23 protein-coding genes are annotated in these 24283 nt (G+C 61.8%); 14 read left to right on the top strand and 9 right to left on the bottom strand.

What is annotated here, in order from left to right; translation table 11 throughout:
* Positions 1-4 precede the first annotated feature (4 nt).
* From PSH86_RS18230 to PSH86_RS18175, 12 genes are all read left to right on the top strand, one after another.
* On the top strand, positions 5-1045 hold the full coding sequence (locus tag PSH86_RS18230; RefSeq protein ID WP_305484046.1) for a YCF48-related protein: 1041 nt from the start codon (positions 5-7) through the stop codon (positions 1043-1045).
* Between the two features lie 11 nt (positions 1046-1056).
* Positions 1057-1506 (top strand): VOC family protein, encoded by a 450-nt coding sequence (locus PSH86_RS18225; RefSeq protein WP_109753211.1) that lies wholly within the window; start codon positions 1057-1059, stop codon positions 1504-1506.
* A gap of 13 nt (positions 1507-1519) precedes the next feature.
* On the top strand, positions 1520-2122 hold the full coding sequence (locus tag PSH86_RS18220) for an amino acid synthesis family protein (protein WP_109753210.1): 603 nt from the start codon (positions 1520-1522) through the stop codon (positions 2120-2122).
* Between the two features lie 27 nt (positions 2123-2149).
* A complete protein-coding gene (locus PSH86_RS18215; RefSeq protein WP_109753209.1) occupies positions 2150-3013 on the top strand; it encodes an alpha/beta fold hydrolase in 864 nt (287 codons plus the stop codon).
* A 2-nt stretch (positions 3014-3015) separates the two neighbouring features.
* Positions 3016-4623, top strand: coding sequence for a bifunctional 3-(3-hydroxy-phenyl)propionate/3-hydroxycinnamic acid hydroxylase (locus tag PSH86_RS18210; protein WP_109753208.1), 1608 nt, complete (start codon positions 3016-3018; stop codon positions 4621-4623).
* The gene (locus PSH86_RS18205) at positions 4620-5402 is read left to right on the top strand and encodes a 2-keto-4-pentenoate hydratase (RefSeq protein ID WP_305484040.1); all 783 of its coding nucleotides are present in this window, start codon (positions 4620-4622) and stop codon (positions 5400-5402) included. The genes PSH86_RS18210 and PSH86_RS18205 overlap by 4 nt, the downstream gene beginning before the upstream one ends.
* A gap of 188 nt (positions 5403-5590) precedes the next feature.
* Positions 5591-6532 carry a helix-turn-helix domain-containing protein gene (locus PSH86_RS18200; protein ID WP_109753386.1) on the top strand — a complete coding sequence of 314 codons (942 nt, stop codon included), beginning with the start codon at positions 5591-5593 and terminating at the stop codon, positions 6530-6532.
* 238 nt (positions 6533-6770) lie between these two features.
* Positions 6771-7439 (top strand): GntR family transcriptional regulator, encoded by a 669-nt coding sequence (locus PSH86_RS18195; RefSeq protein WP_109753206.1) that lies wholly within the window; start codon positions 6771-6773, stop codon positions 7437-7439.
* A gap of 79 nt (positions 7440-7518) precedes the next feature.
* On the top strand, positions 7519-8325 hold the full coding sequence (locus tag PSH86_RS18190; RefSeq protein ID WP_163858172.1) for an ABC transporter substrate-binding protein: 807 nt from the start codon (positions 7519-7521) through the stop codon (positions 8323-8325).
* A gap of 12 nt (positions 8326-8337) precedes the next feature.
* Positions 8338-9114 (top strand): amino acid ABC transporter permease, encoded by a 777-nt coding sequence (locus tag PSH86_RS18185; protein WP_305484034.1) that lies wholly within the window; start codon positions 8338-8340, stop codon positions 9112-9114.
* 2 nt (positions 9115-9116) lie between these two features.
* Positions 9117-9896: an amino acid ABC transporter ATP-binding protein gene (locus PSH86_RS18180; RefSeq protein ID WP_109753203.1), complete on the top strand. Its 780-nt coding sequence runs from the start codon at positions 9117-9119 to the stop codon at positions 9894-9896.
* Between the two features lie 62 nt (positions 9897-9958).
* A complete protein-coding gene (locus tag PSH86_RS18175) occupies positions 9959-11569 on the top strand; it encodes a gamma-glutamyltransferase family protein (RefSeq protein ID WP_176687620.1) in 1611 nt (536 codons plus the stop codon).
* A 9-nt stretch (positions 11570-11578) separates the two neighbouring features.
* On the opposite strand, the gene PSH86_RS18170 is transcribed toward PSH86_RS18175, so the two are convergent.
* The 3 genes from PSH86_RS18170 to PSH86_RS18160 all read right to left on the bottom strand — a co-directional run bounded on the left by PSH86_RS18170 (position 11579) and on the right by PSH86_RS18160 (position 14657).
* Positions 11579-12595 carry an NADP-dependent oxidoreductase gene (locus PSH86_RS18170; protein ID WP_109753201.1) on the bottom strand — a complete coding sequence of 339 codons (1017 nt, stop codon included), beginning with the start codon at positions 12593-12595 and terminating at the stop codon, positions 11579-11581.
* Between the two features lie 98 nt (positions 12596-12693).
* A complete protein-coding gene (locus tag PSH86_RS18165) occupies positions 12694-13482 on the bottom strand; it encodes an SDR family oxidoreductase (protein ID WP_163858178.1) in 789 nt (262 codons plus the stop codon).
* Positions 13483-13562: 80 nt separating this feature from the next.
* Positions 13563-14657, bottom strand: coding sequence for an alkene reductase (locus PSH86_RS18160; RefSeq protein ID WP_305484026.1), 1095 nt, complete (start codon positions 14655-14657; stop codon positions 13563-13565).
* A gap of 181 nt (positions 14658-14838) precedes the next feature.
* Here PSH86_RS18160 and PSH86_RS18155 point away from each other — a divergent pair, with 181 nt between their 5' ends.
* Positions 14839-15426, top strand: coding sequence for a TetR/AcrR family transcriptional regulator (locus PSH86_RS18155; RefSeq protein ID WP_109753198.1), 588 nt, complete (start codon positions 14839-14841; stop codon positions 15424-15426).
* A gap of 27 nt (positions 15427-15453) precedes the next feature.
* On the opposite strand, the gene PSH86_RS18150 is transcribed toward PSH86_RS18155, so the two are convergent.
* The 6 genes from PSH86_RS18150 to PSH86_RS18125 all read right to left on the bottom strand — a co-directional run bounded on the left by PSH86_RS18150 (position 15454) and on the right by PSH86_RS18125 (position 22295).
* The gene (locus PSH86_RS18150) at positions 15454-16446 is read right to left on the bottom strand and encodes a LacI family DNA-binding transcriptional regulator (protein ID WP_163858180.1); all 993 of its coding nucleotides are present in this window, start codon (positions 16444-16446) and stop codon (positions 15454-15456) included.
* Between the two features lie 75 nt (positions 16447-16521).
* Entirely contained in the window at positions 16522-18024 is a 1503-nt protein-coding gene (locus tag PSH86_RS18145; protein WP_305484022.1) for a glycoside hydrolase family 32 protein, read from the bottom strand.
* Positions 18021-19166 (bottom strand): ABC transporter ATP-binding protein, encoded by a 1146-nt coding sequence (locus tag PSH86_RS18140; RefSeq protein ID WP_212801065.1) that lies wholly within the window; start codon positions 19164-19166, stop codon positions 18021-18023. The genes PSH86_RS18145 and PSH86_RS18140 overlap by 4 nt, the downstream gene beginning before the upstream one ends.
* 31 nt (positions 19167-19197) lie before the next feature.
* A complete protein-coding gene (locus PSH86_RS18135; RefSeq protein WP_116832693.1) occupies positions 19198-20040 on the bottom strand; it encodes a carbohydrate ABC transporter permease in 843 nt (280 codons plus the stop codon).
* Positions 20037-20999 (bottom strand): carbohydrate ABC transporter permease, encoded by a 963-nt coding sequence (locus tag PSH86_RS18130; protein ID WP_305484018.1) that lies wholly within the window; start codon positions 20997-20999, stop codon positions 20037-20039. The genes PSH86_RS18135 and PSH86_RS18130 overlap by 4 nt, the downstream gene beginning before the upstream one ends.
* A 21-nt stretch (positions 21000-21020) precedes the next feature.
* Positions 21021-22295: an ABC transporter substrate-binding protein gene (locus PSH86_RS18125; protein ID WP_212801062.1), complete on the bottom strand. Its 1275-nt coding sequence runs from the start codon at positions 22293-22295 to the stop codon at positions 21021-21023.
* Positions 22296-22464: 169 nt separating this feature from the next.
* Here PSH86_RS18125 and PSH86_RS18120 point away from each other — a divergent pair, with 169 nt between their 5' ends.
* Positions 22465-24021: a carbohydrate porin gene (locus PSH86_RS18120; RefSeq protein ID WP_305484013.1), complete on the top strand. Its 1557-nt coding sequence runs from the start codon at positions 22465-22467 to the stop codon at positions 24019-24021.
* Positions 24022-24283: the final 262 nt, after the last annotated feature.

Below are 24283 nucleotides of genomic sequence, written 5' to 3'. Positions count from 1 at the left end.
AGTGATGAGTAACGGAACCCTTTTGGTCGCCACCGTAGGGCAGGCGGTAATCCGCAGCGCCGACGATGGCCGCACCTGGCATCGCCTGGGCCTGGGCCAGGACCTGGAATTCGATGCGATCACCCGATCCCTGAGTGTCCATCCGGGGACACCGGAGGTGATCTACGCCGGCACCGACGTCGGCTTGTGCATCAGCCGTGACACCGGAGGCTATTGGCAGCGGGTGGATTCACCGTTCAATGGGCAGACCGTCTGGAAGGTGGCCGTGGATCCACAGGATGCACAGCGCATTTTCGTCGGCACCGGTGCGCCTTCGCGAGCGGTGCTGTGGCGCACCCTGGACGGCGGCCAGAGCTGGGATCGTGCCCCGGTGGAGATTCCAGAGTTCTGCGATGGCGTCAGTCGTCCGCGCTTGCTGGCCTTCGCCTACGACCCGACGGATCGCAACCAGCTCTGGTTCGGCCTGGAGGAGGGTGGGCTGTTCCACAGCCGTGACGGTGGCGACACCTGGACCCGTGTCGATGACCGCTTGCTGTGGGACTTCAACTCGGACGTGCACAACATCCTGGTTATGCCCAACCATGGGCAAAAGGTCATTGTGGTGGTGTGCGTCAACGCCGTTTACCGCAGTCTCGACGAGGGGCTGACCTGGACCGGCATCGTCGCGCGGGAAGCTTTCGGCCTGTACTACGTGCGCGCCATGAATGCCCCGATGGGCAGCGAAGATACCCTTTACCTGAGCATTTCCGACGGCACACCGGGCACGACCAGCAAGGTGCTGGTCTCCCGGGACGCCGCCCTCAGTTGGGAAGTGTTGCCACTGCCGCAGCAACCCAATTCCTGTGTCTGGGCGATTGCCTTGAACCCTGCCGACCCTCGCCAGATCGTCGCCGGTACCAAGTACGGGCATCTGTTCACCTCCGAGAACGGCGGTGACGGCTGGCAGAAGCAGTGGCGTGAATTCAGTGAAATCGCTGATGTGCTCTGGACGCCCGCCGTGGCGCAAATCAAGTCCGGGCATCAATCCATCATCAAGAAGAACTGAGGTATCGCGCGATGAAAGTCGAAGTCGTTCGTACTCACCTGTCGTTGTTCGTGAGCGACCCTGAAGTGTCGGCACGTTGGTACGCCGACGTGCTGGGCATGCATGAAAGCGCCCGGGGTGAAAGCTGGATCATGATGGCGTTTGGTGCCAAGCATCACGACATCGCGTTGCTCCGCGCGGAACCCGGAGCCCACCAGGGCGGCCTGGGGTTGCAGCACTACGGGCTGGAGATCGCGGGCGACATGACCACCCTGCGCAAGCTCTACGGCATGTTGCTGAAAAAGGGCGTCGAGGTGGTGAAGATCACCGACCACGAGATCGGCAACGGCGTGTATTTCAACGACCCCGATGGCAATCGCATGGAATTTTTCCTCGAGTCCGAACACGACGATGCACGCGGCAAGGCCCGCTTCAAGGCGGCCGGGGCGCCCAGCCGCCATTTTGATCTCGACCCACTTTAAGGAGATACGTCTGATGAAAACCGCAAATTTCGCCAGTTACCACATTCGCAAATGGTACAGCTTCGTCGAGGAAACCCTGGCCAATGAAACGGGCCAGTTGGCCGATGGTGAGCCGCTGTTCAAGTACGCCATTGGCGCCGTGATCGCCAACCCTTACGCCGGACGCTTCAGCGAAAGCCTGGCCGAGCTGATCGAGCCTTCACCGTTGTTGGGCCAGGAGTTTGGTCGGCGCATCCAGGCTCTGGCCGGCCAGCGGGAAATCGTGAGTTACGGCAAGGCGTGCCTGGTGGGCAGCCAGGGCGAGTACGAGCATGGCAATGCATTGTTGACCAATCCGGCGGCGGATCCGATCCGCGTCGCATTGGGCGGCGGCAAGTCCTGGGTGCCTTCTACGGGCAAGCGTGGCGGGCCTGGCGTGACCATCGATGTGCCGCTGGCCCACAAGGACGCGCTATATGTCCGCTCGCACTACGACAGCATTTCGCTTTCGTTCGGTGATGGTCCCTCGGCCGACGAGCTGGTCATCATCTGGGCCTTCGCCACGCGCGGGCGCTTGCATGCACGTCTCGGTGGCCTCCAGGCTGCGGACGTGAAAGGTAATGACGGCCTGTATTGAGGTGCGTTGATCGTGGGAAGCAAACGAATGTCTGCAAACAGCCAGTTCTTCACCAATCGATCCGGGATGCGCCTGCACTATCTGTCCTGGGGCAATGCGTCGGGCATTCCCGTCCTGATGCTGCATGGGTTGCGCGCCTATGCCCAGACCTGGACGTCATTGGCCAATGCACTGGGTGAGCAGTACTGTTGCTACGCCCTGGATCAGCGCGGTCGTGGCGACAGTGACTGGGCAGAAGCTTCCAGCTACCGGACCGAGGCCTATGTCAGTGATCTGGAAGATTGGGTCGCGCACCTGGGGCTTGAGCGTTTCGTCCTGGTCGGGCATTCCCTCGGCGGCACCAATGCGCTGGAGTATGCCCGGCTCAACCCCGGCCGCCTGCAAGCCCTGGTGATCGAAGACATCGGCCCCGGTTCGTCGGTCAGCGGCGACGGTGCAGAGCGCATCCGTCGCGAGATGAGCCAGACGCCGCTGTCGTTTCCCGACTGGGAAAGCGCCGCGCAATTCTGGCGCCGATCGCGGCCGGGTCTGTCTGCCCAGGGGCTGACGTCCAGATTGACCCACTCGATGAAGCAAACACCGGAAGGCATCGGCTGGCGCCATGACCAGGCAGGGATTGCCGAGGCGCGCTTGAGCATCACCCCGACCGATCTGTGGCCGGCGGTTCGGGCCCTGGATTGCCCGACGCTGTTCATCCGCGGCGCGCGTTCCGACTTCCTGCCCCAGGCGACCCTGGAGGCTATGAAAGAGGCCAACCCGCAGGTGCGCACAGCGCAAATCGCCGATGCCAGCCATTATGTCCATGACGATCAGGAGGACACCTTCAACCGTGTCGTCAGGGACTACTTGCACGACCAATGCCTACAACCACAACAACAAAGCGGTGAATAGCGATGAAGCAGGAGAAAACCCAGGTTGTCATCGTGGGCGGTGGCCCGAACGGGATCACGGCCGCTCATTACATGGGGCTGTACGGAATCGACTGCATCGTCCTTGAATTGGCTGACGGCGTCCTGCCGTATCCGCGCGCGGTGGGCATGGATGACGAGGCGCTACGGGTGTTGCAGGGTATCGGCATCGCCGAGCTGGCCGCGCGCGACATGATCTGCAACGTGCCCTTGCGTTACTACAATGCGCGAGGCGTCTGTTTTGCCGAGGTCAAACCGAGCACGGCGAACTATGGCTGGCCGATGCGCAACATCTTCATGCAACAGTTGCTTGAAACGACATTGCGCGAACAACTGGGCAAACACACCAGCGTCGAGTTGCGCCAGGGCCATGAAATGCTCGACCTGGAGCAGGATGCCGAGGGCGTGACCTTGCAGGTGCGAGATGCCGGGGGCGAGCTCTATCAATTGCAGGCGCAGTACGTAATCGGCGCCGATGGCGGACGTTCCAGCGTGCGCAAGAAGCTCGGTATCGAACTGCTGGGGCTGACCCATCCGCGCAAATGGGTGGTGATCGACACGGCCAACGACACCCTGGATGCACCTTATACGGCCCTGCATGCCGACCCTCAGCGTCCCTTCGTCTGCATCTATCTGCCGTATCAGCAACGGCGCTGGGAGTTCATGCTCCTGGAGGGTGAAGACGAGACCAGGATGTGCGAAGAGGCGACGATCCGGGACTTGATCCGTGGACATATCGGCGAGGCGGTCGATCAGCTGGAAATCATCCGGATCCGCGCCTACACCCATAATTCCCGGGTCGCGGCGCGTTTTGTCCAGGGCCGGGTGGCATTGGTGGGGGACGCGGCGCATATTTCCCCGCCCTGGGCCGGGCAGGGGCTCAATTCAGGCTTGCGTGATGTCGCCAACGTTGCCTGGAAGCTCGCCGCGATTCTCCAGGGGCGTGCATCGCCGGCGATTCTGGCCAGTTACGATCAGGAGCGCCGTGGGCATGCGACCGACCTCATCGCGTTGGCCGACAACATGGGTGCCGTCCTGGGGCTGACCAACCCGCTGATGGCCGGTGTCCGGGACTGGTTGTTCCAGGCCGTCAACAGCGTCGACAACCTTCGCTCGCACTTGCTGGAATTCAAGTTCAAACCCAAGGCGACCATCACCAAAGGCCTGGTGTATCACGAGCGCGCCGAGCTGCATGAGGATGATCTGGTCGGGCAGTTGTTCATCCAACCGTCTATCGAAGATGCCCAGGGCCAGCGCCGGCGCCTGGACGAAGTGTTGGGGCATTCCTATGCGGTGCTAGGGTATCGGGTCAATCCGAGCGAACAGCTCAGCGAGCAAACCGCCGCCTGGTGGGCGCGCTGGGACACACGCTTCATCCAGATCAATCGTTCGCGCAGTGGCGTGGGGCGTAACCAGCCCTTGTCTGCCAATGGCGCCATTTGCGTCGAGGACGTCGATAACCGCCTGGGCGAATGGTTTGCCAAGGTGCGTGATTGCATCGTGGTGGTGCGGCCGGATCGGTTTGTCGCGGCGATCACCACACCCGAGCGGCTCGAAGGCGTATTGCGCAAACTGGCGGAGCAACTCTCATGAGGCGCGAAGACGATCTACTGGTCCGGCTTCACAATGCCGCGCAGGCCGTACACCCCTTGCCTTCGTTGGAGCCTCACGCCTTCGACCTGTCGGCGGGCTACACCTTGCAGCGCGAGGCAATGCGCCGACGCCAGGTCGCTGGTGAGCAGTTGACCGGATGGAAGGTGGCCTTCGCTGGCCGCGCCGCCCAGGACCGTTTCGGTATTGATGAGCCGGTATTGGGCGGACTGACCGATGTCATGGCTGTGAAACCCGGCAGTACGCTGGCGCTTGCACGGCTGATCCAGCCCAAGCTGGAAATCGAGTTGGCGTTTGTCCTGGGGCGTACGCTGGTGCCAGGTTTTTACAGCGACGAAGATATTCTGGCCGCTGTGTCCGAGGTCGCGCCGGCGTTCGAAATTGCCGATTGCCGCTGGGAGGGCTGGCGTTTCGGCGTCGGGGCGTTTCTGGCCGACAATGCCGCTGCGGGGCTTTATTGCCTTGGCTCGCGAGTCAGGTTTCATCCTGAGCAATTGACCCACGTGACCTATCGCCTGGAATGCGACGGGGTGCCCTGCGGCGAAGGCAATGCCCAGGCGCGCGAGGACACCCCCCAGGCAAACCTGTGCTGGCTGGTACGGCGCTTGCTGGCCGACGGGCAGTGCGTTGAAACGGGCCAGGTGGTGCTTTCCGGCGCTTTGTTGGCGCCCTTGGACATCAAGGCCGCCGAATACCGGTTGTACATGCTTGGCATGGAACTGGCTTTGGTTTTCCAGGCGGATGAAGACGGTCGACAGTAAGAACTGTTTACTCAAGTGAAATGATGCACGCGTGGCGAGGGAGCTTGCTCCCGCTTGAGTGCGAAGCGCTCGCCAAAATGGGTCTGCTGCGCAGCCCAGCGGGAGCAAGCTCCCTCGCCACGAGGCTACCGACTTGCTTGCATAACCGTACCAGGCAATAAGGGCAGGGCCACCGAGGAACAATGATCATGTTCGCCGAAGTTCGTACTTTCAATGATCCTCAGCAACACGCCGGTTCGATCCTGGGCTGGCAACAAGTCTACGATCAGCTCGGGCGTGGATGCCTCTCCAGCGAGCTGCGGCAGGTGTGCGCCGATCGTTTCCAGATCTTCCAGGAGGTGCTGGATAAGCGGGTGGTGCAGCGTGGTTGCGCGCCAAAAGGGCGCCTGTGCATTGCCATGTCGCTGGGCGGTGCGCCAGTGGTCCAGGGGCACCAGGTGGGCGCCCACAGCGTCGTGCTGCTGCGCGATGGCGAAGACTTCGTCCTGCACGCCCCGGAGGGTACGCACTTCTTCGCGGCCAATGTCGACACGGTACGGTTCGCCAAGCTGGCGGCCTATGAACTGTCGAGTGAACAACTCAAGCGCTTGAAAAGCGTGTCCCAAGTCAGCGTGGATGAGGTGGTACTGCGCAGGGTGCAGCAAAGGATTCACCCACTGTTTGGCCACCTTTTGGAACAGGCGGACGCCGTCAATCCCGCCTCGGAAAAAATCCTCGAGGACGTCCTGCTCAACGCCTTCCTCGACCTGTTCAGTCACGCCTCGGACGAGGTGCGTGGCCGCCGCGGCAATTTTGCCGTCAGCGCCTACCTGGTCAAGCGCTGCCAGGAACTGGTCGACGCCAGCGCAGATGTGCCCTTGAGCATTCTCGATCTGTGCGAGCAATTGCGGGTCAGTCGCAGGACCCTGCAAAACAGTTTCCAGGCGGTCACCGGGATGCGTCCGATGGAATACCTGCGCAACCTGCGGCTCAACGCCGTGCGCCGGCGTCTGATCGCAACCCATGCGGCCACACTGAACGTCAGTGAAATCGCCGTGGCGATGGGGTTTTATCACCTGAGTCATTTTGCGGCCCATTATCGGGCGCTGTTCGGCGAGTCGCCGTCAGATACGCCCAGGGCACAGGCATGATGAGCCGCTGTTTGTGGTGTTACCGAAGCACCATCTTGCATCCATAAAAGGCAGCCGCTGAGCTGTTTGGTAGCACACCTGTGCGGTTCTGCCGGTAGTGGCGCTTGAGTCTGGCCGTCGTTTCCCCTGGGCAAATCCCTTCAAATCAATCCCTTGCACGATGACGCGCGAGGTTGGCACGCATTCTGCTTTTTTGAATTCATGGATAATTGGATACAAAAATGCAGAAGGTGCTGCCATGCAGTTCGCTCCGACTTACGCTGAACGCCCGCCCATGACTGCCGAAGAAGAGGCTTACAACTTCTTGCTCAATGCCATTTGTGGCGGTCGGTTACGCAAAGGTGACCGGCTGATTGCCGAGGACATTGCCAACGAGATCGGCATGAGCCGGATGCCGGTGCGCGAGGCCTTTCGCCGTCTGGATGCCCAGGGCCTGGTGACTCTGCGGCCCAATCGTGGAGCGATTGTCAGCGGCCTGGACATCGAAGAGTTGCACGAAGTCTTCGAAATGCGCAGCGCCCTGGAAGGCCTGGCGGTCCGTGTCGCGACAGCCAGAATCGGCGAACGCCAGTTGGCCGCCCTGGAGCGCTTGCTCGACGAGATGGACGATTACCGCGAGGAAAGCGCCGAGTGGGTCAGTCGTCATCGCGCTTTCCATGAATACCTGTGCAGCCTCAGTGGTCGCCCCCGTTTGTTGAAGCAGATCAGCGCGCTCTATTCCCTGATCGAAGCGCCCATGCGTCTGTGGTTGCAGCATGTGGAAAAGCCCCTGAGCGCACGCCAGGAGCACATGCTGATCCTCGACGCGCTGCGTGCTGGCGACGCCGAGAAGGCCGAGGCGGTGGTGCGTGCACACATCGAAGGCACCGTTCCTGAATTGATCGAGTTCCTGCAATCGAAAAAATAACGAGAGCAGGACACTTAGAGCCTGCCCGTGTTTTGACTTTGAGTACTGCCCGTTACTTACTGAACTGGAGTGTCTGGTCATGCATAAGCCTCGCCTGTTGGTTGCCGCTATATCCTTGGGTTTCTGTGCGCAGTGGGCGGTTGCCGCGCCCGTTGTCCCGGAGCGTTTGCTCAAGGTCGACAAACTCGTCTACTGCTCGGGCATGGATTCGCCGCCGCTGGTGTCCTTCGATGAGGCGCAGAAACCCAAGGGATTGACCGTGGACCTGGGGTTGGAAATCGCCAAGCGTCTGGGCGACAAGAAGGTGGAATGGCGGGTCATTCCCTTCTCCGGGTTGCTCCCCGCGTTGCTGGCCCGACAGTGCGACATGATCGTCGACCAGCTGTTTGACAAGCCCGAGCGCCGCGAGGTGATCGACATCGTCAACTACATGTATTCCAGCCAGGCGGTGGTGGTGCCCAAGGGCAATCCCAAGGGCCTCAAGACATTGCCGGATCTCTCCGGGCACAAGGTCGCGGTGCTCAACGGTTCCACCATCAAGACCCTGCTCGACGCCGAGAACGAAACCCTGGCCAAGGCCGGCAGGCCAGCGATGAAGCTGGTGGTCTACAACACCGACACCGATGCTTTCCAGGCCTTGCGCATCAGCCAGGTCGACGCCTACGGCACCACCGTGGAAACCGCCGGTTACTACGCCGCCATGGCGCCCGACCTGTTCGAGGAAGGGGTGCCGGCCTTCAGCCGGATTCTCACCGGCCTGGGCATTCGCAAGGACGATCCGCAACTGACCGCCGCCGTGCAGCAGGTGATCGGCGATATGCGCAGCGATGGCAGCTACAGCCAACTGCTCGGTAAATGGCATGTCGCCAGTGACACACTCGATTGAGGTGAACCATCGATGAATTTCAATTGGGATGTGTTCTGGCAGTACCTGCTGCAGCCCAGTGGGGTGTACCTCACCGGGCTCTGGTTGACCTGCCTGATCAGCGTGCTGGCGATGCTGCTGGGTTGTGTGCTGGGGCTGGCCGCGGCGTTGCTGCGGTTGTCGCGTAACCCGTTGCTGAACCTGCCGGTACGCTTCTATGTATGGTTGATGCGCGGTACGCCGCTGCTGGTGCAGATCGTCTTTCTCTACACCGCGCTGGCCGCCGGCGGGATTTTCCGCTTCGAAGACATCGACCTGTTCGGCCTGGTCATTCCTGGCAATATCCAGGCCGCGATCATTGCCCTGGGCCTCAACGAGGGTGCCTACATGGCCGAGATCATCCGCGCCGGCATTGGCGCGGTGGACAAGGGCCAATACGAGGCCGGGCGTTCCCTGGGCATGACTTTCGCCAAACTGATGCGCCGCATTGTCTTGCCCCAGGCGTTCCGGGTCATCGTTCCGCCGCTGGGCAACGAGTTCAACGTGATGCTCAAGAACACCACGCTGGTCAGTGTGATCGGCGTCCAGGAACTGTTGCTCAGTACCCAGATGGTTACTTCGGCGACGTTCCGGGTGTTCGAGCTGTACCTGGTGGTGGCGATCTATTTCCTGTTGCTGACTACATTGTGGGGCTTTTTCCAGCGCTGGCTGGAGGTCCGTTTCGGCCAGTCGGACCGGCCTTCGTCGCCACCGCCGGCGTCGACGCGGATGTTCGGTCGCAGCACCCTGAACCTGCTGAGGGCTCGTTAACCATGGCGCACAAAAGCGAAGAGCTGATTATCGAGGCGCTGGACGTCCACAAGTCCTTCGGCGAGCTGCAGATTCTCAAGGGCATCTCCCTGCAAGTACGGCGCGGTGAAGTGGTGGTGCTGATCGGTGCCTCCGGCTCGGGCAAGACCACATTCATTCGTTGCATCAATCTGTTGGAAGACATCCAGGGCGGCCGCATCCGCGTCAATGGCCGGGCCATGGGGTATCGCGAGCGGGCCGACGGCAGCCTGGTGCGTGAGTCGGAGCGCAACATTGCCCGTCAGCGCCGGGACATCGGCATGGTCTTCCAACGTTTCAACCTGTTCCCCCACATGACCGCCCTGGAGAACATCATCGAGGCGCCGATCCAGGTGCTCGGCGTGACTCGCGCCGCCGCGTTGGAGCAGGCTCGCGGGTTGCTGCAGCGGGTCGGCCTGGCGGACAAGGCAGATCACTACCCGTCGATGCTCTCCGGCGGCCAGCAACAGCGGGTGGCGATCGCTCGGGCCCTGGCCATGAAACCCCAGGCCATGTTGTTTGACGAACCCACCAGCGCCCTCGACCCGGAGACCGTCGGCGAGGTGCTGCAAGTGATGAAGGAGTTGGCCGAGGAGGGGATGACCATGGTCGTGGTGACGCACGAAATGGGTTTTGCCCGGGAAGTGGCCGACCGCGTGGTGGTGCTGGATCAAGGCGAGCTCATCGAGCAAGGGCCGCCGGAGCAGATCTTCTGTCACCCCATTCACCCGCGTACCCGGGCTTTTCTCAGTCGGGTGCTTTGACCTGTGCACGATTGTCCATCCTGGATCCGGTCAATCAATTCTTGTATTGAAGAGCCTTCGCCATGCTGAAATTTTCTGCCCACGAGTATCCTTATCCATCGCAACGCCAGAGCGTTTTCGCCCGTCGGGGCATGGTCGCCGCGTCCCAGCCCCTGGCTGCCCAGGCGGGCATCGAGATCATGCAAAAAGGCGGCAATGCCATCGACGCCGCCATCGCCACGGCGGCGGCGCTGACGGTGGTGGAACCCACCGGTTGCGGCATCGGCGGTGACGCCTTCGCCCTGGTCTGGTGCAAGGGGCAGTTGCACGGCCTCAACGGCAACGGCCATGCACCCGCCGCCTTGAGTATCGAAGCGGTCAGGGCCGCTGGTCATGAACAGATGCCGCTCTATGGCTGGACACCGGTGACCGTCCCGGGTTGCCCATCGGCCTGGGCCGAGTTGTCCCGACGCTTTGGCAAGCTGCCCTTTGCCGAGCTGCTGCAACCGGCGATCAGCCTGGCGCGGGATGGCTTTGCGTTGTCGCCGGTGGTTGCCCATCAATGGCAGATCGCGGTGAACGAGTTCACGCCCCATCGCGATACCGTCCTGGAAACCTGGTTCGATACCTTTCTGATCGAAGGCCGTGCGCCACGGGCCGGGGAGGTTTTTCGCAACCTGGCCCAGGCCCGCACGCTCCAGGAGTTGGCCGACACCCACTGCGAAAGCCTCTATCGCGGTGCATTGGCCGAGCGCCTGGACGCCCATTCCCGAGCCAGTGGCGGTTACCTGCGCGCCTCGGACCTCAGGGATTACCGCGCCCAGTGGGTCGACCCTATCCACGTCAACTACCGAGGCGTGGATGTCTGGGAGATCCCGCCCAGTGGGCAGGGCCTGGTGGCCTTGATGGCGCTGAAGATACTGGAGGGCTTCGACTTCGATCATCGTGACAGCCAGCAGACCTGGCATCGCCAACTGGAGGCGATGAAGTTGGCCTACAGTGACGGCCTGCACTACATCACCGACCCGCTGCACATGCGTGTGGCGGTGGTTGACCTGCTCAGTGATGACTACAGCGCTCGCCGGCGCGGGCAAATCGGCGAACAGGCCCAACCGCCCGTGCCCGGCGACCCCCACGCCAGCGGCACGGTGTACCTGGCGACCGCGGATGGGGAGGGCAATATGGTCTCGTTCATCCAGAGCAATTACCACGGGTTCGGTTCCGGCGTGGTGTTGCCCGACAGCGCTATCGCCCTGCAGAACCGTGGGCAGGAGTTCAGCCTCGATCCGAACCACGCCAACTGCCTGGCCCCGGGCAAGAAGACCTTCCATACCATCATTCCCGGATTTCTCACCCGCGATGGCGAGGCCCTCGGCCCCTTCGGCGTGATGGGCGGCTACATGCAGCCCCAGGGGCATGTGCAGATGGTCATGAACCTGGTGGATTTTGGCTTGAACCCGCAAGCGGCCCTGGACGCACCGCGCTGGCAATGGCTGGGGGGCATGAAGGTCGGGATCGAGCACGGGGCGTCACGGGACTTGGCCAACGCCCTGGCGCGACGGGGGCATGAGGTCCAGATCGCCAGCGACCTGACCGACTATGGCCGCGGCCAGATCATCCTGCGTGACCCGGTCAGCGGCGTGCTGTGCGGCGGGACCGAGCCTCGGGCGGATTCGCATATTGCTGTTTGGTGATGAGCGGTTTCACTCATCGGCCATTCCTGAGTGAACCTTGATGACAACCTTGCCCTTGGACCGTCCTTGTTCGACGTAGTCCAGGGCCTCGGCCGTTGCGTCGAAGGGGAAGGATCGGTCGACCACCGGCTTGAGGTTGCCGGACTCGACGAGCGTGGCGATTTCACGCAGTTGCGGACCACTGGCGCGCATGAACACGAAGGCGTAGCTCACGCCCTTTCGGCGGGCCTTGCGGCGTATACCGCTGCTCAACAGGCCCGTGATCAGTCTCAGCGGCCAGGAAAACCCCTGGGCCTGGGCGAACTGCGGGGTGGGTGGCCCCGAAATGGAAATGAGCTGGCCGCCGGGTTTGAGGATCTTCAGCGACTTCTCCAGTTCATCGGCGCCCAGGCTGTTCAACACGACGTCATAGTCCTGCAGAGCGCTTGAGAAATCCTGCTGCTTGTAATCGATGACAACGTCCGCCCCCAGCGCTTTGACCCAGGGCACATTGCCGGTGCTGGTGGAGGTTGCAACGAAGGCACCGAGGTGCTTGGCAAGCTGGATGGCGAGGTTGCCGACGCCACCTGAACCGGCCTGGATGAACACCTTTTGTCCTTTCTTCAATCGGGCTGTTTCAACCAGTACCTGCCAGGCCGTCAGGGCGGCCAAGGGCAGGGCGGCGGCTTCTTCCATGCTGACGTTCATGGGTTTCATGGCCAGGGCATTTTCGTTCACTGCAATCTGCTCGGCGAAGGTGCCGATGTGCCCGTCCGGGGCGCGGGCATAGACTTCATCGCCTGGCTTGAATTGCTGGACGCGGGATCCCACACGCACCACGACCCCGGCCAAGTCATGGCCCAGCACCAAGGGAAATGAATAGGGCAGGATCAGTTTGAATTCGCCTTGGCTGATCTTGGAGTCCAGTGGATTGACGCTGGCGGCATGCACGCGGACCAGAACGTCGTGGTCACCCACTTCAGGGGCCGGTAGGTCGCCCATACGGCCACTGTTCCTGCCGTAGCGGTCGATTAAAAATGCCTTCATGGTGCTTTGCTCTCATAAGGGATGCAGCGCAGTGATCACCCGCCAGGCATCCAGGAATACCGGCGCTTTCCTTCGCGCCGGCGTCCGTTAGACGATGATCACGCCGGGTCTTGATAGCGTTCGGCAACATGGGACTGCCTGATTTGCCCGAGCAGCCCTTGGCGCGCTGCCTGCAAGGCATCCCAGCGTGCCTCTTCATGCAAGGGCGGTATGGTCACTGGCTCGCGACGATCAAAACCAACCAGGGCAGCATCGACCAGGTCACCGACTTCCATGATCTCATTCAGGGTATTGATATCGATGCCCGCGCGCTCCCATATCTCGGTACGGGTGGCCGCTGGCAGGACGGCTTGAACATAGACGCCTTTAGGGGATAGTTCCAGGCTGAGTCCCTGGGACAGAAACAACACGAAGGCCTTGGTCGCCCCATAGACCGACATCCCGAACTCCGGTGCCAGGCCAACAACGGAGCCGATATTGATGATCGCACCGTCACCCGCTTTGACCAGGCGTGGGGCGATGGCGCTGGCCAGTCGGACCAGCGCGGTGGTGTTGAGCGACACCAGGTGCGCGACGCTGTCGGTCGATTGCTCGATGAAGGATCCGGATTGGGCGGCACCGGCGTTATTGACCAGGATGCCGATGTTGGCGTCATCGCGCAGTCGGGCTTCGACGGCCGTCAGATCGCTGATCCGGGTCAGGTCGGCCTGGAGAATATCGACGGCAACGTTGTGTTCGCTGCGCAGCTTGGCGGCCAGCGCTTCCAGGCGCGTGCTGTCGCGGGCCACCAGGACCAGATCGTGTCCACGTTGCGCAAAGCGCTGGGCATAGACAGCGCCGATGCCGGTGGACGCGCCAGTGATGAGAACGGTTGTGCGAGTGTCCATGGGGCAGTCTCTTCTTCAAGGGGGTTGATGAGCGAGTCGCGCGCGCTGTCGTTCAGGCGTGCGGTCGGGTCTGGCCGGTGTTACCGCACGCTGGACTCAGCGAGCGTTGGGTAGTCGATGTAGCCCGTCGCACCACCTCCGTAGAGGGTAGCGGGATTGAACGCCGACAAAGGCGAGCCGGTTTTCAGCCGTTCCACCAGATCCGGATTGCCGATGAACGGCCGGCCGAAGGCGATCAAATCAGCCTTGTCTTCGACGAGTCGCGAGGTGGCCAGGTCCAGGTCGTAGCCGTTGTTGGCGATGTAGGTGTTTTTGAAGCGCTGGCGCAAAGCACCAAAGTCGAAGGGTGCAACGTCGCGCGGTCCGCCTGTCGCACCTTCGACCACATGCAGATAAACGATATCCAGGGCGTTGAGCTGGTCGACCAGGTAGTCGAACTGAGGCTGTGGCGCGCTGCTGGACACACCGTTGGCCGGCGAGACAGGTGATATGCGCAGACCGGTGCGTTTGGCGCCGACTTCTTTCACGACGGCCGCGGTCACTTCCAGCAGCAGGCGAGCACGATTTTCAATCGAGTCGCCGTAGGCATCGGTACGCACGTTGGCGCCGTCCTTGATGAACTGGTCCAGCAAATAGCCGTTCGCGCCGTGGATTTCTACACCGTCAAATCCCGCAGCGATGGCGTTCGCCGCTGCCTGGCGAAAATCATTGACGATCCCGGGCAATTCGCTGATGTCCAGCGCGCGCGGCGCCGAGACGTCCTCGAAACGGTTGTTGACGAATACCTTGGTCGCCGGACGCAAAGCGGAGGGTGCCACTGGCGCGGCGCCGTTCTCTTGCAGGTCGACGTGGGAAACGCGGCCGACATGCCACAACTGCAGAAAAATTCGCCCGCCTTTGGCATGCACGGCATCGGTGACCGTACGCCAGCCGTCGATCTGCGCCTGGGTGTAGATCCCGGGTGTGTCCTGATAACCCTGCCCTTGCTGCGAAATCTGCGACGCTTCGGAGATGAGCAGGCCTGCTGACGCTCGCTGGCCGTAGTAAGTGGCAGCGAACTCGCTCGGTACAAAGCCTTGCCCCGCACGGTTACGTGTCAGCGGTGCCAGGACCACTCGGTTGGACAGCGTGAGATCACCCAGCTTATGGGGTGTGAACAGATTCCGGTCGGTCATGGCGTCTTGTTTCCGTAGGTTTGGATAAAGGATCGCGTGCAGTCTGGCGAGGCATCGACTCAGTCGAGCTCGGTCTGTTATTAGGATGATGATCGAAATCTAAGCTGTCAACGAATTTGATTACACCCGACATCTATGTATGATGCGAGCATGATTTTCGAGCAGCACGAGGGAGTGAAAAATGCGAGTGACCAAGGCCCAGGCCCAGGCAAATCGGGAGCACATCGTCAAGACGGCCTCTGTCCTGTTTCGCGAGCGAGGCTTTGACGGCGTAGGGGTGGCGGACCTGATGGCGGCCGCCGGCTTCACCCATGGCGGTTTCTACAAACATTTCGGCTCCAAGGCCGACTTGATGGCAGAAGCGGCCGCCAGCAGCCTTGCGCAATCGCTGACCGACAGCTCGGGCCTCGGCGTGCCTGGGTTCATCAATCTTTACGTGTCCAGGGACCACCGTGACGGCCGGGGCGACGGTTGCACCCTGTCGGCCCTGTGTGGGGACGCTGCGCGTCAATCGCCTGAGCTGAAGGCCACCTTTGCCAGCGGCGTGGAAAACACGCTGGCCGCACTCGAACGCCACTACGAGGCGGGGCAAGACGCGCCGCAGGAGACGATCAGGGCCAAGATGCTCGACACGTTGGCGCATGCCGTCGGTGCGATCATGTTGTCGCGCGCCTGTCCGGACGATTCCGCGCTGGCCGATGAAATACTCGAGGTTTGCCGCGCCCGGATAATCGCGGCGCTGCCGCCGTCGCCGGCGAAGCAGCCTTGATGCAAGGACACCGGGTACCGATTGACCTTATAGCGACGCCCTGACCACCAGCGGGCAATCCACGGGCTGGGCACCCGATACCTCGAGGTTCTCGATCAGGTGCCGGGCAGCCTGGCGACCGATCTCGTAGTACGGCAGTTGTACCGTTGTCAGGGGTGGGATGAACAACTCAGCGATGCCGATCATGTTGTCATAACCGAGCACAGCGACATCGTCGGGAATCTTCAGGCCACGGCCCAACAACAGCTGATAGGCACAAAAGGCAATGCGATCGTTGCCGCAGACCAGGATGTCGAATTGCGGACGGCCGTCGACGATATGCCGGTCAAGAATGGCGGCGGTTTCACCATAGGCGTCGTGATCGGAAAGGTCGTATTGCAGGAGTGCCTCGGGCGCGAGCGCGAATGTCTGGCAGGCGCGTTGCAGGCCTTGTTGGCGCAGGCGCCAGGCAACGCTCTTCCTGGGCAAATTGATGCACAGCGGGCGCCGATAGCCTTGGCTCAACGCATGCGCCATGGCCCGATGCTGTCCAGCTTCATCATCCGGCACATAACTGACCAACTGGTTGTCGTCCGCCAGGCAGTTGGCGAGCACCAGCGGTTTGCTCTTGAGTCGCTCGGGAATGCTCACCTGGCGCAATCCCATGGCGCTGAAGATCAATCCGTCAGGGCGATGCGACAGCATCAGGTCGATGTTCTGGTCGGTGGGCGGGTTGCTCAACAGGTTGAGAATGAAGACGTTCCAGCCTGCCTGCTGCGCGGTCTGTTCGATGGACAACAGCAGCTCGACGGCGAATGGCGTGGTTGCAGTGTCCAACGCGAACACACCGATGGTGCGCGCCTGCAAGTTGTCGCCGCGCATCCTGCGCGCCGACAGGCTCGGTACGAATTGCAGTTCATCAATGGCGCGACGTACCCGCTGAAGGGTCTCAGGGCTCAGTTTTTCCGGCGTGTTGAGCGCGCGCGAAACCGTCATCAGGGATACGCCGGCCAGCTGTGCAACGTCTTTCACGGAAGTCATGCGAAGTGCGGCCAGTCAGGTTGACGCAGAATCATGACACAGGGCCCGGGCTTCTCGCGACTCCAATGGCGGTACTCACAACCAGCCCGAGGCCAACGGCCACGCCTTGGGAATGGCGACGCGCCCGCCAGTGCCGTTTGCCAACAGTTTCACCCCGAGGCTGTCGGGCCGCGGATAGAGGCGGCTGCTGAGGCTGAAGCGGCCGTTTTCCTCAAACACTTCGATGGACGAGCGATCGAGAAACACCCGCAGGTGCAGTTGCGTTTGTGCCCGTTCTATCGACACGCTGCGCTGACCGCTCACCTGGGCGCCCGAGTGGCTGCGATCGAGCACCAGGCGTTGCAGTGACGCGTCGTAGTAAAGCAGGGTTTGCTCCTGCTCATCGGCACTGCAGCGCAAGGCGATGCCGAGGTGGCCTTCGGTACAGTCGAGCAGATCCAGGTGCACGTGGATTTCGAGCCTGTCGCCTTTCACCTGCGGTACCCAGCGGCTGCCCGACTCGCCCCACGGCGCGATGCTCGGTAACGGCGCCTGGCGCAGCGCGACCAGTTCCCGCGCCGGAAACACGCCAAGGCGATCGCCCTGCAGTTCAAGTTCGCGGGGCAGGCCAAGCATGCCGCACCAGTGATGGGCCTGGCTCGGCATCGGGCTTTCCCACATGTCGAGCCAGGCCCACACCAGGCGCCGACCATCGGCGGCCTCCAGCGTTTGCGCGGCATAGAAATCGTGGCCGTTATCCAGTTCGATGAACGGCCCGCCAGTGAAGTGCCATTCACTGTCGAGCCGGCCAATGCGGTAGCCGGTCTGGTACTTGTTGAGTCGTTCGTAGCCAACTGGTCGCATGCCCTGGGGGGAGTACAGCAGTACGTCACGCCCGTTCAGGCGAAACAGGTCCGGGCATTCCCACATGTAGCCATCGCCCTCGTTGCCGCTGGACACGTAGTCGAGGAATTCCCAGGCGCGCAGGTCGGTGGAGCGGTATAACGGCAGCAGCGGCGTATCGCCCAGGCGCGCGCCGGCAATCAAGTACCAATAGCCATCCGACTGCCAGACCTTGGGGTCGCGAAAGTGCATGATCGCGGCTTGCGGTGCCTCCTCTATGACGGCGCCGTGCTTGACGAACCGGACGCCGTCGACACTGGTGGCCAGGCACTGGACCTGGCGGATCAGACGTTCGTCGCCGACTTCTCCCAACCATGTGTGCCCGGTGTAGATCAGCGCCAGGGTGTCGCCACACACCACCGCACTACCGGAAAAACAGCCGTCGCGGTCGAAGTCATCCCCCGGTGCCAGGGCAAGGGGCAGATGCTGCCAATGGACCAGGTCGGCGCTTTTGGCGTGACCCCAGTACATCGGACCCCATTTGGCGTCGAAGGGGTGGTGTTGGTAGAACACGTGGTATTCGCCACGAAAAAACACCACCCCGTTAGGGTCGTTCATCCAGCCCGCTACAGGCGCCAGATGATAGTCAGGGCGATAATCGTCGATGACGCGGGACTGGGCGTCACTCAGCGTCTGCTGCGCACGTTCGAGAGGAGTTCGTATTGGTGCGTTCATGGTATTCACAGACAGGGTCATAGAACGCCTGCTTTTGGCGAGCGCTGGGGGATGTCCTGTGCAAGGACTTCAATGACGGCAGGATGGCGTCTCAGGGCTGTACCGTCGGCATCGAACAGGTGCAGATTGTCGAACGCCAGTTGCAGTTCAACCCGATCGCCCACATGCCATCCGGCGTTGACCTCGCAGCGACAGATCAAGGGTTCATCCTCGCCTGTTTCCAGGTGCACGTAGGTCTCGCTGCCCAGGTATTCGACCCCGGCCACGACGACTCCGGCGTTTCCCTGCGCGGCTATGAGCGACACGTGTTCCGGGCGAACCCCGAGGGTCAGCGGGCTGTCCGCTGCCAGGTGGGCGCTGTCGAAGGGAAGGGGCGTCATCCCCAATAAGGGGCTATCGATCAGGCTGGTTTCGCCGGGAGTATGCAGGCGTGCCGGCAGAAAGTTCATCTTGGGCGAGCCGAGGAAACCGGCGACAAAACGGCTGGCCGGATGCTCGTAGAGTTCCCGTGGCGAGCCGACCTGCTCGATACGGCCGCCATTGAGCACGACAATCTTGTCGGCCAGGGTCATCGCTTCAACCTGATCGTGGGTCACGTAGATCATGGTCGAGCCCAATCGCCCATGCAGTCGGGCGATTTCGTTGCGCATCTGCACGCGCAGGGAGGCGTCCAGGTTGGACAGCGGTTCGTCGAACAACAGGATGTCCGGTTCCCGTGCCATGGCCCGGCCCATGGCGACCCGCTGGCGCTGGCCTCCCGAGAGTTCCCTTGGCTTGCGTTGCAACAGTTTGTCCAATTGCAGGATCTGCGCGGTTTTCAGCACCCGCTCGCGCAGGCTGGTCTTTTCGGTCTTGGCCAGCTTGAGGCCGAAGCTGATGTTGTCGTAGACGCTCATGTGCGGGTACAGCGCATAGGACTGAAATACCATGCCGACGCCGCGCTCGCGCGGTTCCAGGTCGTTGACCCGGCGTCCGTCGATCAGCAGGTCGCCGCCACAGATCGAATCCAGTCCGGCGATCAATCGCAGCAGGGTCGACTTTCCGCAGCCCGAAGGGCCGACGAAGACCACGAATTCACCCGCCGAGATTTCCAGGCTGACGTCGCGAAGAATGCGTGCGCCGCCCAATTGTTTGTTCACGTTGTCCAGCTTCAACTTGATCACGATGCTGTTCCTTTCTTGTCTGTGTTGGGCCTCAACCCTTTAACGCGCCGGCAGTGAGGCCGGAAACGATGCGGCGCTGGAAGATCAGCACCAGAACCACCAATGGGACCGTGACCAGCACCGATGCCGCCATCAACAGGCCCCAAGGAAGCTCATGGGGGCTGCCGCCGGAAATCAATGCGATGGCGACCGGGACCGTACGTTGCGAGTCGGTCAGCGTGAAGGTCAGGGCAAACAGGAACTCGTTCCAGGCGGCGATGAAGGCCAGGAGGCCAGTGGTGACCAGGGCCGGCCAGAGCAATGGCAACAGCACGCGGGTCAGCGTGACCCAGGGTGATGCACCGTCCATGATGGCGGCCTCTTCCAGTTCATGAGGCAGTTGTCCCATGAAGGTGGTCAGCACCCAGACGGTGAAGGGCAGGGTGAAAATCGTGTAGCTCAGGATCAACGCCCAGGATGTGTTGTACAGGCCCAGGGCACGGATCACCTCGAACAATCCCGACAGCACCGCGACTTGCGGAAACATCGAGACACCCAGGACCATCATCAACACCGTACCGCGTCCGCGAAACTTCACACGGCCCAAGGCATACGCGGCGGTCAGGCTGAGGAACAGCGCCAGCGTGACCACGCACAGCGCCACCACCAGCGAGTTGCCGATGGCCCGCAGGAACGAGGCCTGGTTGAGCACGGCGGCATAGTTGGAGAAATCCGGGTTATCGATCCAGTAGCTGACCTGGAACAAGGCGCTGGACGGCTTCAGCGACGTCACGATGGCGTAGTAGAAAGGGAAGACCGCATACACCAGCAAGATGCCAATCAGGCACCAGAACCCGAGACGCAGCAGGGCTTTTTTCAGCAGGCGCGGGCTCATGAGCGGACCTCCAGCTGACGGCGTCCGAGGTACAGGTAAACCATGGCGATCACCGCAACGACCAGGAACAGCAAGGTCGAGGCGGCGCTGCCGTAACCGACGTCCTGGAACTCCACCAGATGTTGGCGGGCATAGACCGACATGCTCATGGTGCTCGACGAGTTCGAGGTCAGCACATAGATGACGTCGAATACCCGCAAGGAATCGAGGATGCGAAAGATCGCCGCCACCAGCAACGCTGGCATCAGCAGCGGCAGGGTGACCCACCAGAACACTTTCACCGGGTGGATGCCGTCGACCCTGGCGGCTTCGTAGCAGTCGCTGGGCAACATCTGCAAGGCCGCCAGCATCAGCAGGGTGACGAAGGGCACGGTCTTCCAGGCGTCGACGATGATCACCGCCCACATCGACAGATCCGCATCGGCGGTCCAGGCCAGGGGCGCGTCGATCAGGCCGAGGCTCAGCATCAGGTGATTGATGATGCCGAACTGATCGTTGAGCATCCATGACCAGATCTTCGCCGAGACGATGGTCGGGATCGCCCAGGGGATCAGGATCAACGCCCGCACCAGGGCGCGTCCGCCGAACTGGACGTTGAGCAGCAACGCCACCAGCAGCCCCAGGACGATTTCCAGCCCCACCGACACCACGGTGAAATGCAAGGTGTTGCGCACCGCGTTCCACCACTGTGGATCGACAAGCAGGCCTGACCAACCAGCACTGCTGTGAAACAGATAATTACTCAAGCCGACAAAGGTCGCGTCGCCGGTGTCGGCCAGGCTGGCGTCGGTCAGGCTGAACCAGAAGGTGCGCAACAACGGCCAGGCCGCCACCAGCGCCAGGCACAGCAGCATCGGGGTCAGGAACAGCCAGGCGGCGCGAACGCGACGGCGTTGTACCGGCGTTTCCCGGGTGAGCAGGTACTCGTCGTCGGGGGCGAGTGTGGTGGAGACAGACATGGTGATTTCCTTCCTTGTGGCTTACCAGTTCCGGCGTTTGATGCGCGTGAGTTCGCTTTCCAGTTCGGCCAGCGCCTGATCCACCGGCCGCTCGCCCGCCAGCACGCCATGCACTTGATCGAAGAACGCATTGGAGACCCGTGGATAGCGGTCGGCGGTGATTGAAGCGGGGCGCATGACCCCATCGTTGAGGATGCTGCGCAGTTGGCTGTAGTAAGGCATGGCCGCGAGCAATTCGGGGTCCTGGTACAGCGATTCGATCACTGGGTTATAGGCGCCAACCAGGGCGCGGTGTTTCTGCTGTTGGGCGCTGCTCAGGTAGCTCACCAGTTCTGCGGCGAGCTTGGGATTGGCGCTGTAGCGCGATACCGCCAGGCCCCAGCCGCCGAGGGTGGATGCGTGGGAACCCATCGCGCCGCCGCGGGGCAGGGGAGCGACGCCGACCTTGTCTTTAACCGCGCTGTCCTGGCTTTGCACCAGGGCCCAGACATACGGCCAGTTACGCATGAACAGCGCATTGCCCGACTGGAAGACGCCGCGTCCTTCCTCCTCGGTGTAATTGAGCACGCCACGGGGGGCGATGTCTCCTACCCAGCTCTTGGCCAGGGTCAACGCCGCCCTTGAGGCCGGGCTGTTGACCACGATGTCGCCTTGCGTGTTGACCAGCCCGCCTTGGGGTTGGCTGCTGATCCACTCCAGGGCATTACATGTCAGGCCTTCGTAGGCGCGCCCCTGGAATACATAACCCCAGGCATTGGCGTTCCCGGCATCGCGCTCGGCCTGCTGGACAGTCCTGGCGGTCGCCGTCATTTCCTCCCAGGTCTGGGGCACGGGCTTGTTGTACTTCTCGAGCAGGTCCTTGCGGTAATACAACAGCCCTGAGTCGGTGAACCACGGCATGGTCACCAGGCGGCCGTTCACCGTGGCGTTGTCCACCTGGGCCTGGAAGTAACCCTGGGTAGCGTTGGCAGGCAGCACCTCGCGCAGATCCATCAAATGCTTGGCCAACATTCCCGGCCACACCATGTCGATCTGGATGATGTCGATGTCGCTGGACTGGGCGCTGAGGATCTGTTGGTAGAACGACAACCGCTCGGTCGCCGAGTTAGGCGTGGAAACCACCTCGACGCTGTTGCCGGTCTGCTTCGACCACGCCTCGACGGCTTCCTTGCAAAGCTGCAATTCAGCACCCACGGCACCGCAGGAAATCGTCAGGTTGGCGGCTGTGGAGAGGCACGGAAACCCGACACAAAGGCCGAGCAGCGCCGCTGGAAGGAGCGATTTGAGCTGTTTCATAAAGCCCTCTTTATTTTTGTTTTTAGAAAAGTTAACGTTAACATCGCCAAATGTAGCAGTGTATTTGCGATGAGGCATCCTTTTTTTCCTGAGTTTTGACAATTCAGAACCTGGGTGAAAAAGGCCGCTCACGGCAACAGAACAATAAAAACAAAACAGGGAAATCCACATGCAGAAAGCATCAAGCTGGCTACTCGCAAGCGTGCTCGGCGCCTCGGCGGCCACCTCTCAGGCCGCGACTCTGGAAGAGCGCATGGCCGCGTTCGAGGCCCGTGCCAGCGCAGCGGAAAAGCGTGCCGCCGCCGCCGAACAACAAACCCAGGCGCTTGCCAGGGAACTGCAGCAAATCAAACTCGCCGCGCCCGCCATGCAACCGTCAGTGTCCACCGCTGAGGCCCCCACGCTGGATGCACGCCTGGCCAAACTCGAAGCCCGCCAGCAAAGTACGGAAAAGCAGGGCAGTGGCCCACACCTCACTGACGGCTTCAGCTTCAAGGGCTACGCCCGCTCCGGGTTGCTGATCAATGATGGGTTGGGCGGCGGTCGTGGCGGCCCGTACACCACCCCGGCGGGCTCTGTCGGTGGCGCCGTCGGGCGACTTGGCAACGAGGACGACACCTACATGCGCATCGACCTGTCGAAAGAGCTGTACGCGCAGAACGGCACCCGCTCCAAATTCACGGTGTCCATCGCCGATGGCGTGGAGAGTTCCAACGACTGGACCGCCGAGGAAAGCAACCTGAACGTGCGCCAGGTGTTTACCGAACTCGATCACCTGGCGGCATTCAAGGGCAACTCGATGTTCGAAAATTCCACCCTGTGGGCAGGCAAGCGCTTCGACAGGGACAACTTCGACATCCATTGGCTGGACTCCGACGTTGTCTACCTGGCCGGCACCGGCGGCGGTATCTACGACGTGCAGATGAACAAGGACTGGCGCTCGAATTATTCGCTGATCGGTCGTAACTACGGGGATTTCAGCGAGGGCGGCGTCAATGCCGATGTGGAAAGCTACATCCTGACGTCCAACCAGTTTTTTGACGGTGGGCAGTGGCAGTGGATGTTCAACGCCATTGGTTCGAAGAAAAACGACTTCGGCACGCGCACCAATGAAGCGGGGCTGACGCCGGCCGATTCCGGCTTGCACAGCATGGTTGCCAATCACCAGAAAACGTTCTTCGGCCGCGAGGGCTTCTTCAAGACCGCGCTGCTCTATGGGCAGGGTTTGGGGGCTGAGGTCAAGAACATCGGCGCTGATGGCGAACTGATCGACGATGCCCGTGCCCTGCGTGTGGCGCTGTACGGCGAGACGCCCCTGGCGCCCAACTGGCGCATCGGCCCGAGCCTGTTGGCCGAGCAAAGCAAGGACCGCTACGTCAAGGGCGACGACTATCGTTGGATGACCCTGAACGTGCGGTTGGCCAACGAAATCAACAGCAATTTCGAAATGGCCTACGAGATGAGTTGGCAAACCATGCAGCTCGACCCCAAGGGCTACCTGCAACGCAATGCGGTCGACGGTAACTTCTGGAAGTTCACGGTCGCCCCGACCCTCAAGCCAGACCTGGGCGATCTGCTCACGCGTCCCGAGCTACGCCTGTTCGCCAGCGTGATGAACTGGTCGTCGGACCTGGACCGGTACAGCACCACGGATTCCTTCGGCAAGACCGACTTCAACGCCGGCGGCGTCTGGCAGTACGGCATGCAGATGGAAACCTGGTTCTGAGACCCGCCAGTCGAGACCTGTGGGAGCGAGCTTGCTCGCGATAGCGGTGGATCAGCCTGGACAGGTGTTGGATGTGCCGCCGTCATCGCGAGCAAGCCCGCTCCCACAGGTAATGTGGTCCACTTAGGAAAAACGTGGACTCTGTGGCGAGGGAGCTTGCTCCCGCTCGGCTGCGAAGCAGTCGTGAACCGGCGGTTGCGGTGTGTCTGATGCTCCGCATTCGGCAGGTTTTGGGGCCGCTGCGCAGCCCAGCGGGAGCAAG

The organism is Pseudomonas sp. FP2300 (assembly GCF_030687595.1).
Taxonomy (GTDB): Bacteria; Pseudomonadota; Gammaproteobacteria; order Pseudomonadales; family Pseudomonadaceae; genus Aquipseudomonas; species Aquipseudomonas bijieensis.
The sequence above is the reverse complement of the archived record's forward strand: the minus strand, read 5'-3'. Positions and strand labels throughout refer to the sequence as shown.

Bases quoted from the DNA above. Each gene is read 5' to 3' on its own strand.
- PSH86_RS18135 (WP_116832693.1), bottom strand. From the start codon at position 20,040: ATGAGCCCGCGCCTGCTGAAAAAAGCCCTGCTGCGTCTCGGGTTCTGG.
- PSH86_RS18155 (WP_109753198.1), top strand. From the start codon at position 14,839: ATGCGAGTGACCAAGGCCCAGGCCCAGGCAAATCGGGAGCACATCGTC.
- PSH86_RS18165 (WP_163858178.1), bottom strand. From the start codon at position 13,482: ATGGACACTCGCACAACCGTTCTCATCACTGGCGCGTCCACCGGCATC.
- PSH86_RS18145 (WP_305484022.1), bottom strand. From the start codon at position 18,024: ATGACCCTGTCTGTGAATACCATGAACGCACCAATACGAACTCCTCTC.
- PSH86_RS18190 (WP_163858172.1), top strand. From the start codon at position 7,519: ATGCATAAGCCTCGCCTGTTGGTTGCCGCTATATCCTTGGGTTTCTGT.
- PSH86_RS18200 (WP_109753386.1), top strand. From the start codon at position 5,591: ATGTTCGCCGAAGTTCGTACTTTCAATGATCCTCAGCAACACGCCGGT.
- PSH86_RS18150 (WP_163858180.1), bottom strand. From the start codon at position 16,446: ATGACTTCCGTGAAAGACGTTGCACAGCTGGCCGGCGTATCCCTGATG.
- PSH86_RS18180 (WP_109753203.1), top strand. From the start codon at position 9,117: ATGGCGCACAAAAGCGAAGAGCTGATTATCGAGGCGCTGGACGTCCAC.
- PSH86_RS18220 (WP_109753210.1), top strand. From the start codon at position 1,520: ATGAAAACCGCAAATTTCGCCAGTTACCACATTCGCAAATGGTACAGC.
- PSH86_RS18185 (WP_305484034.1), top strand. From the start codon at position 8,338: ATGAATTTCAATTGGGATGTGTTCTGGCAGTACCTGCTGCAGCCCAGT.
- PSH86_RS18230 (WP_305484046.1), top strand. From the start codon at position 5: ATGAGTAACGGAACCCTTTTGGTCGCCACCGTAGGGCAGGCGGTAATC.
- PSH86_RS18210 (WP_109753208.1), top strand. From the start codon at position 3,016: ATGAAGCAGGAGAAAACCCAGGTTGTCATCGTGGGCGGTGGCCCGAAC.
- PSH86_RS18125 (WP_212801062.1), bottom strand. From the start codon at position 22,295: ATGAAACAGCTCAAATCGCTCCTTCCAGCGGCGCTGCTCGGCCTTTGT.
- PSH86_RS18205 (WP_305484040.1), top strand. From the start codon at position 4,620: ATGAGGCGCGAAGACGATCTACTGGTCCGGCTTCACAATGCCGCGCAG.
- PSH86_RS18175 (WP_176687620.1), top strand. From the start codon at position 9,959: ATGCTGAAATTTTCTGCCCACGAGTATCCTTATCCATCGCAACGCCAG.
- PSH86_RS18120 (WP_305484013.1), top strand. From the start codon at position 22,465: ATGCAGAAAGCATCAAGCTGGCTACTCGCAAGCGTGCTCGGCGCCTCG.
- PSH86_RS18130 (WP_305484018.1), bottom strand. From the start codon at position 20,999: ATGTCTGTCTCCACCACACTCGCCCCCGACGACGAGTACCTGCTCACC.
- PSH86_RS18195 (WP_109753206.1), top strand. From the start codon at position 6,771: ATGCAGTTCGCTCCGACTTACGCTGAACGCCCGCCCATGACTGCCGAA.
- PSH86_RS18215 (WP_109753209.1), top strand. From the start codon at position 2,150: ATGTCTGCAAACAGCCAGTTCTTCACCAATCGATCCGGGATGCGCCTG.
- PSH86_RS18225 (WP_109753211.1), top strand. From the start codon at position 1,057: ATGAAAGTCGAAGTCGTTCGTACTCACCTGTCGTTGTTCGTGAGCGAC.
- PSH86_RS18160 (WP_305484026.1), bottom strand. From the start codon at position 14,657: ATGACCGACCGGAATCTGTTCACACCCCATAAGCTGGGTGATCTCACG.
- PSH86_RS18170 (WP_109753201.1), bottom strand. From the start codon at position 12,595: ATGAAGGCATTTTTAATCGACCGCTACGGCAGGAACAGTGGCCGTATG.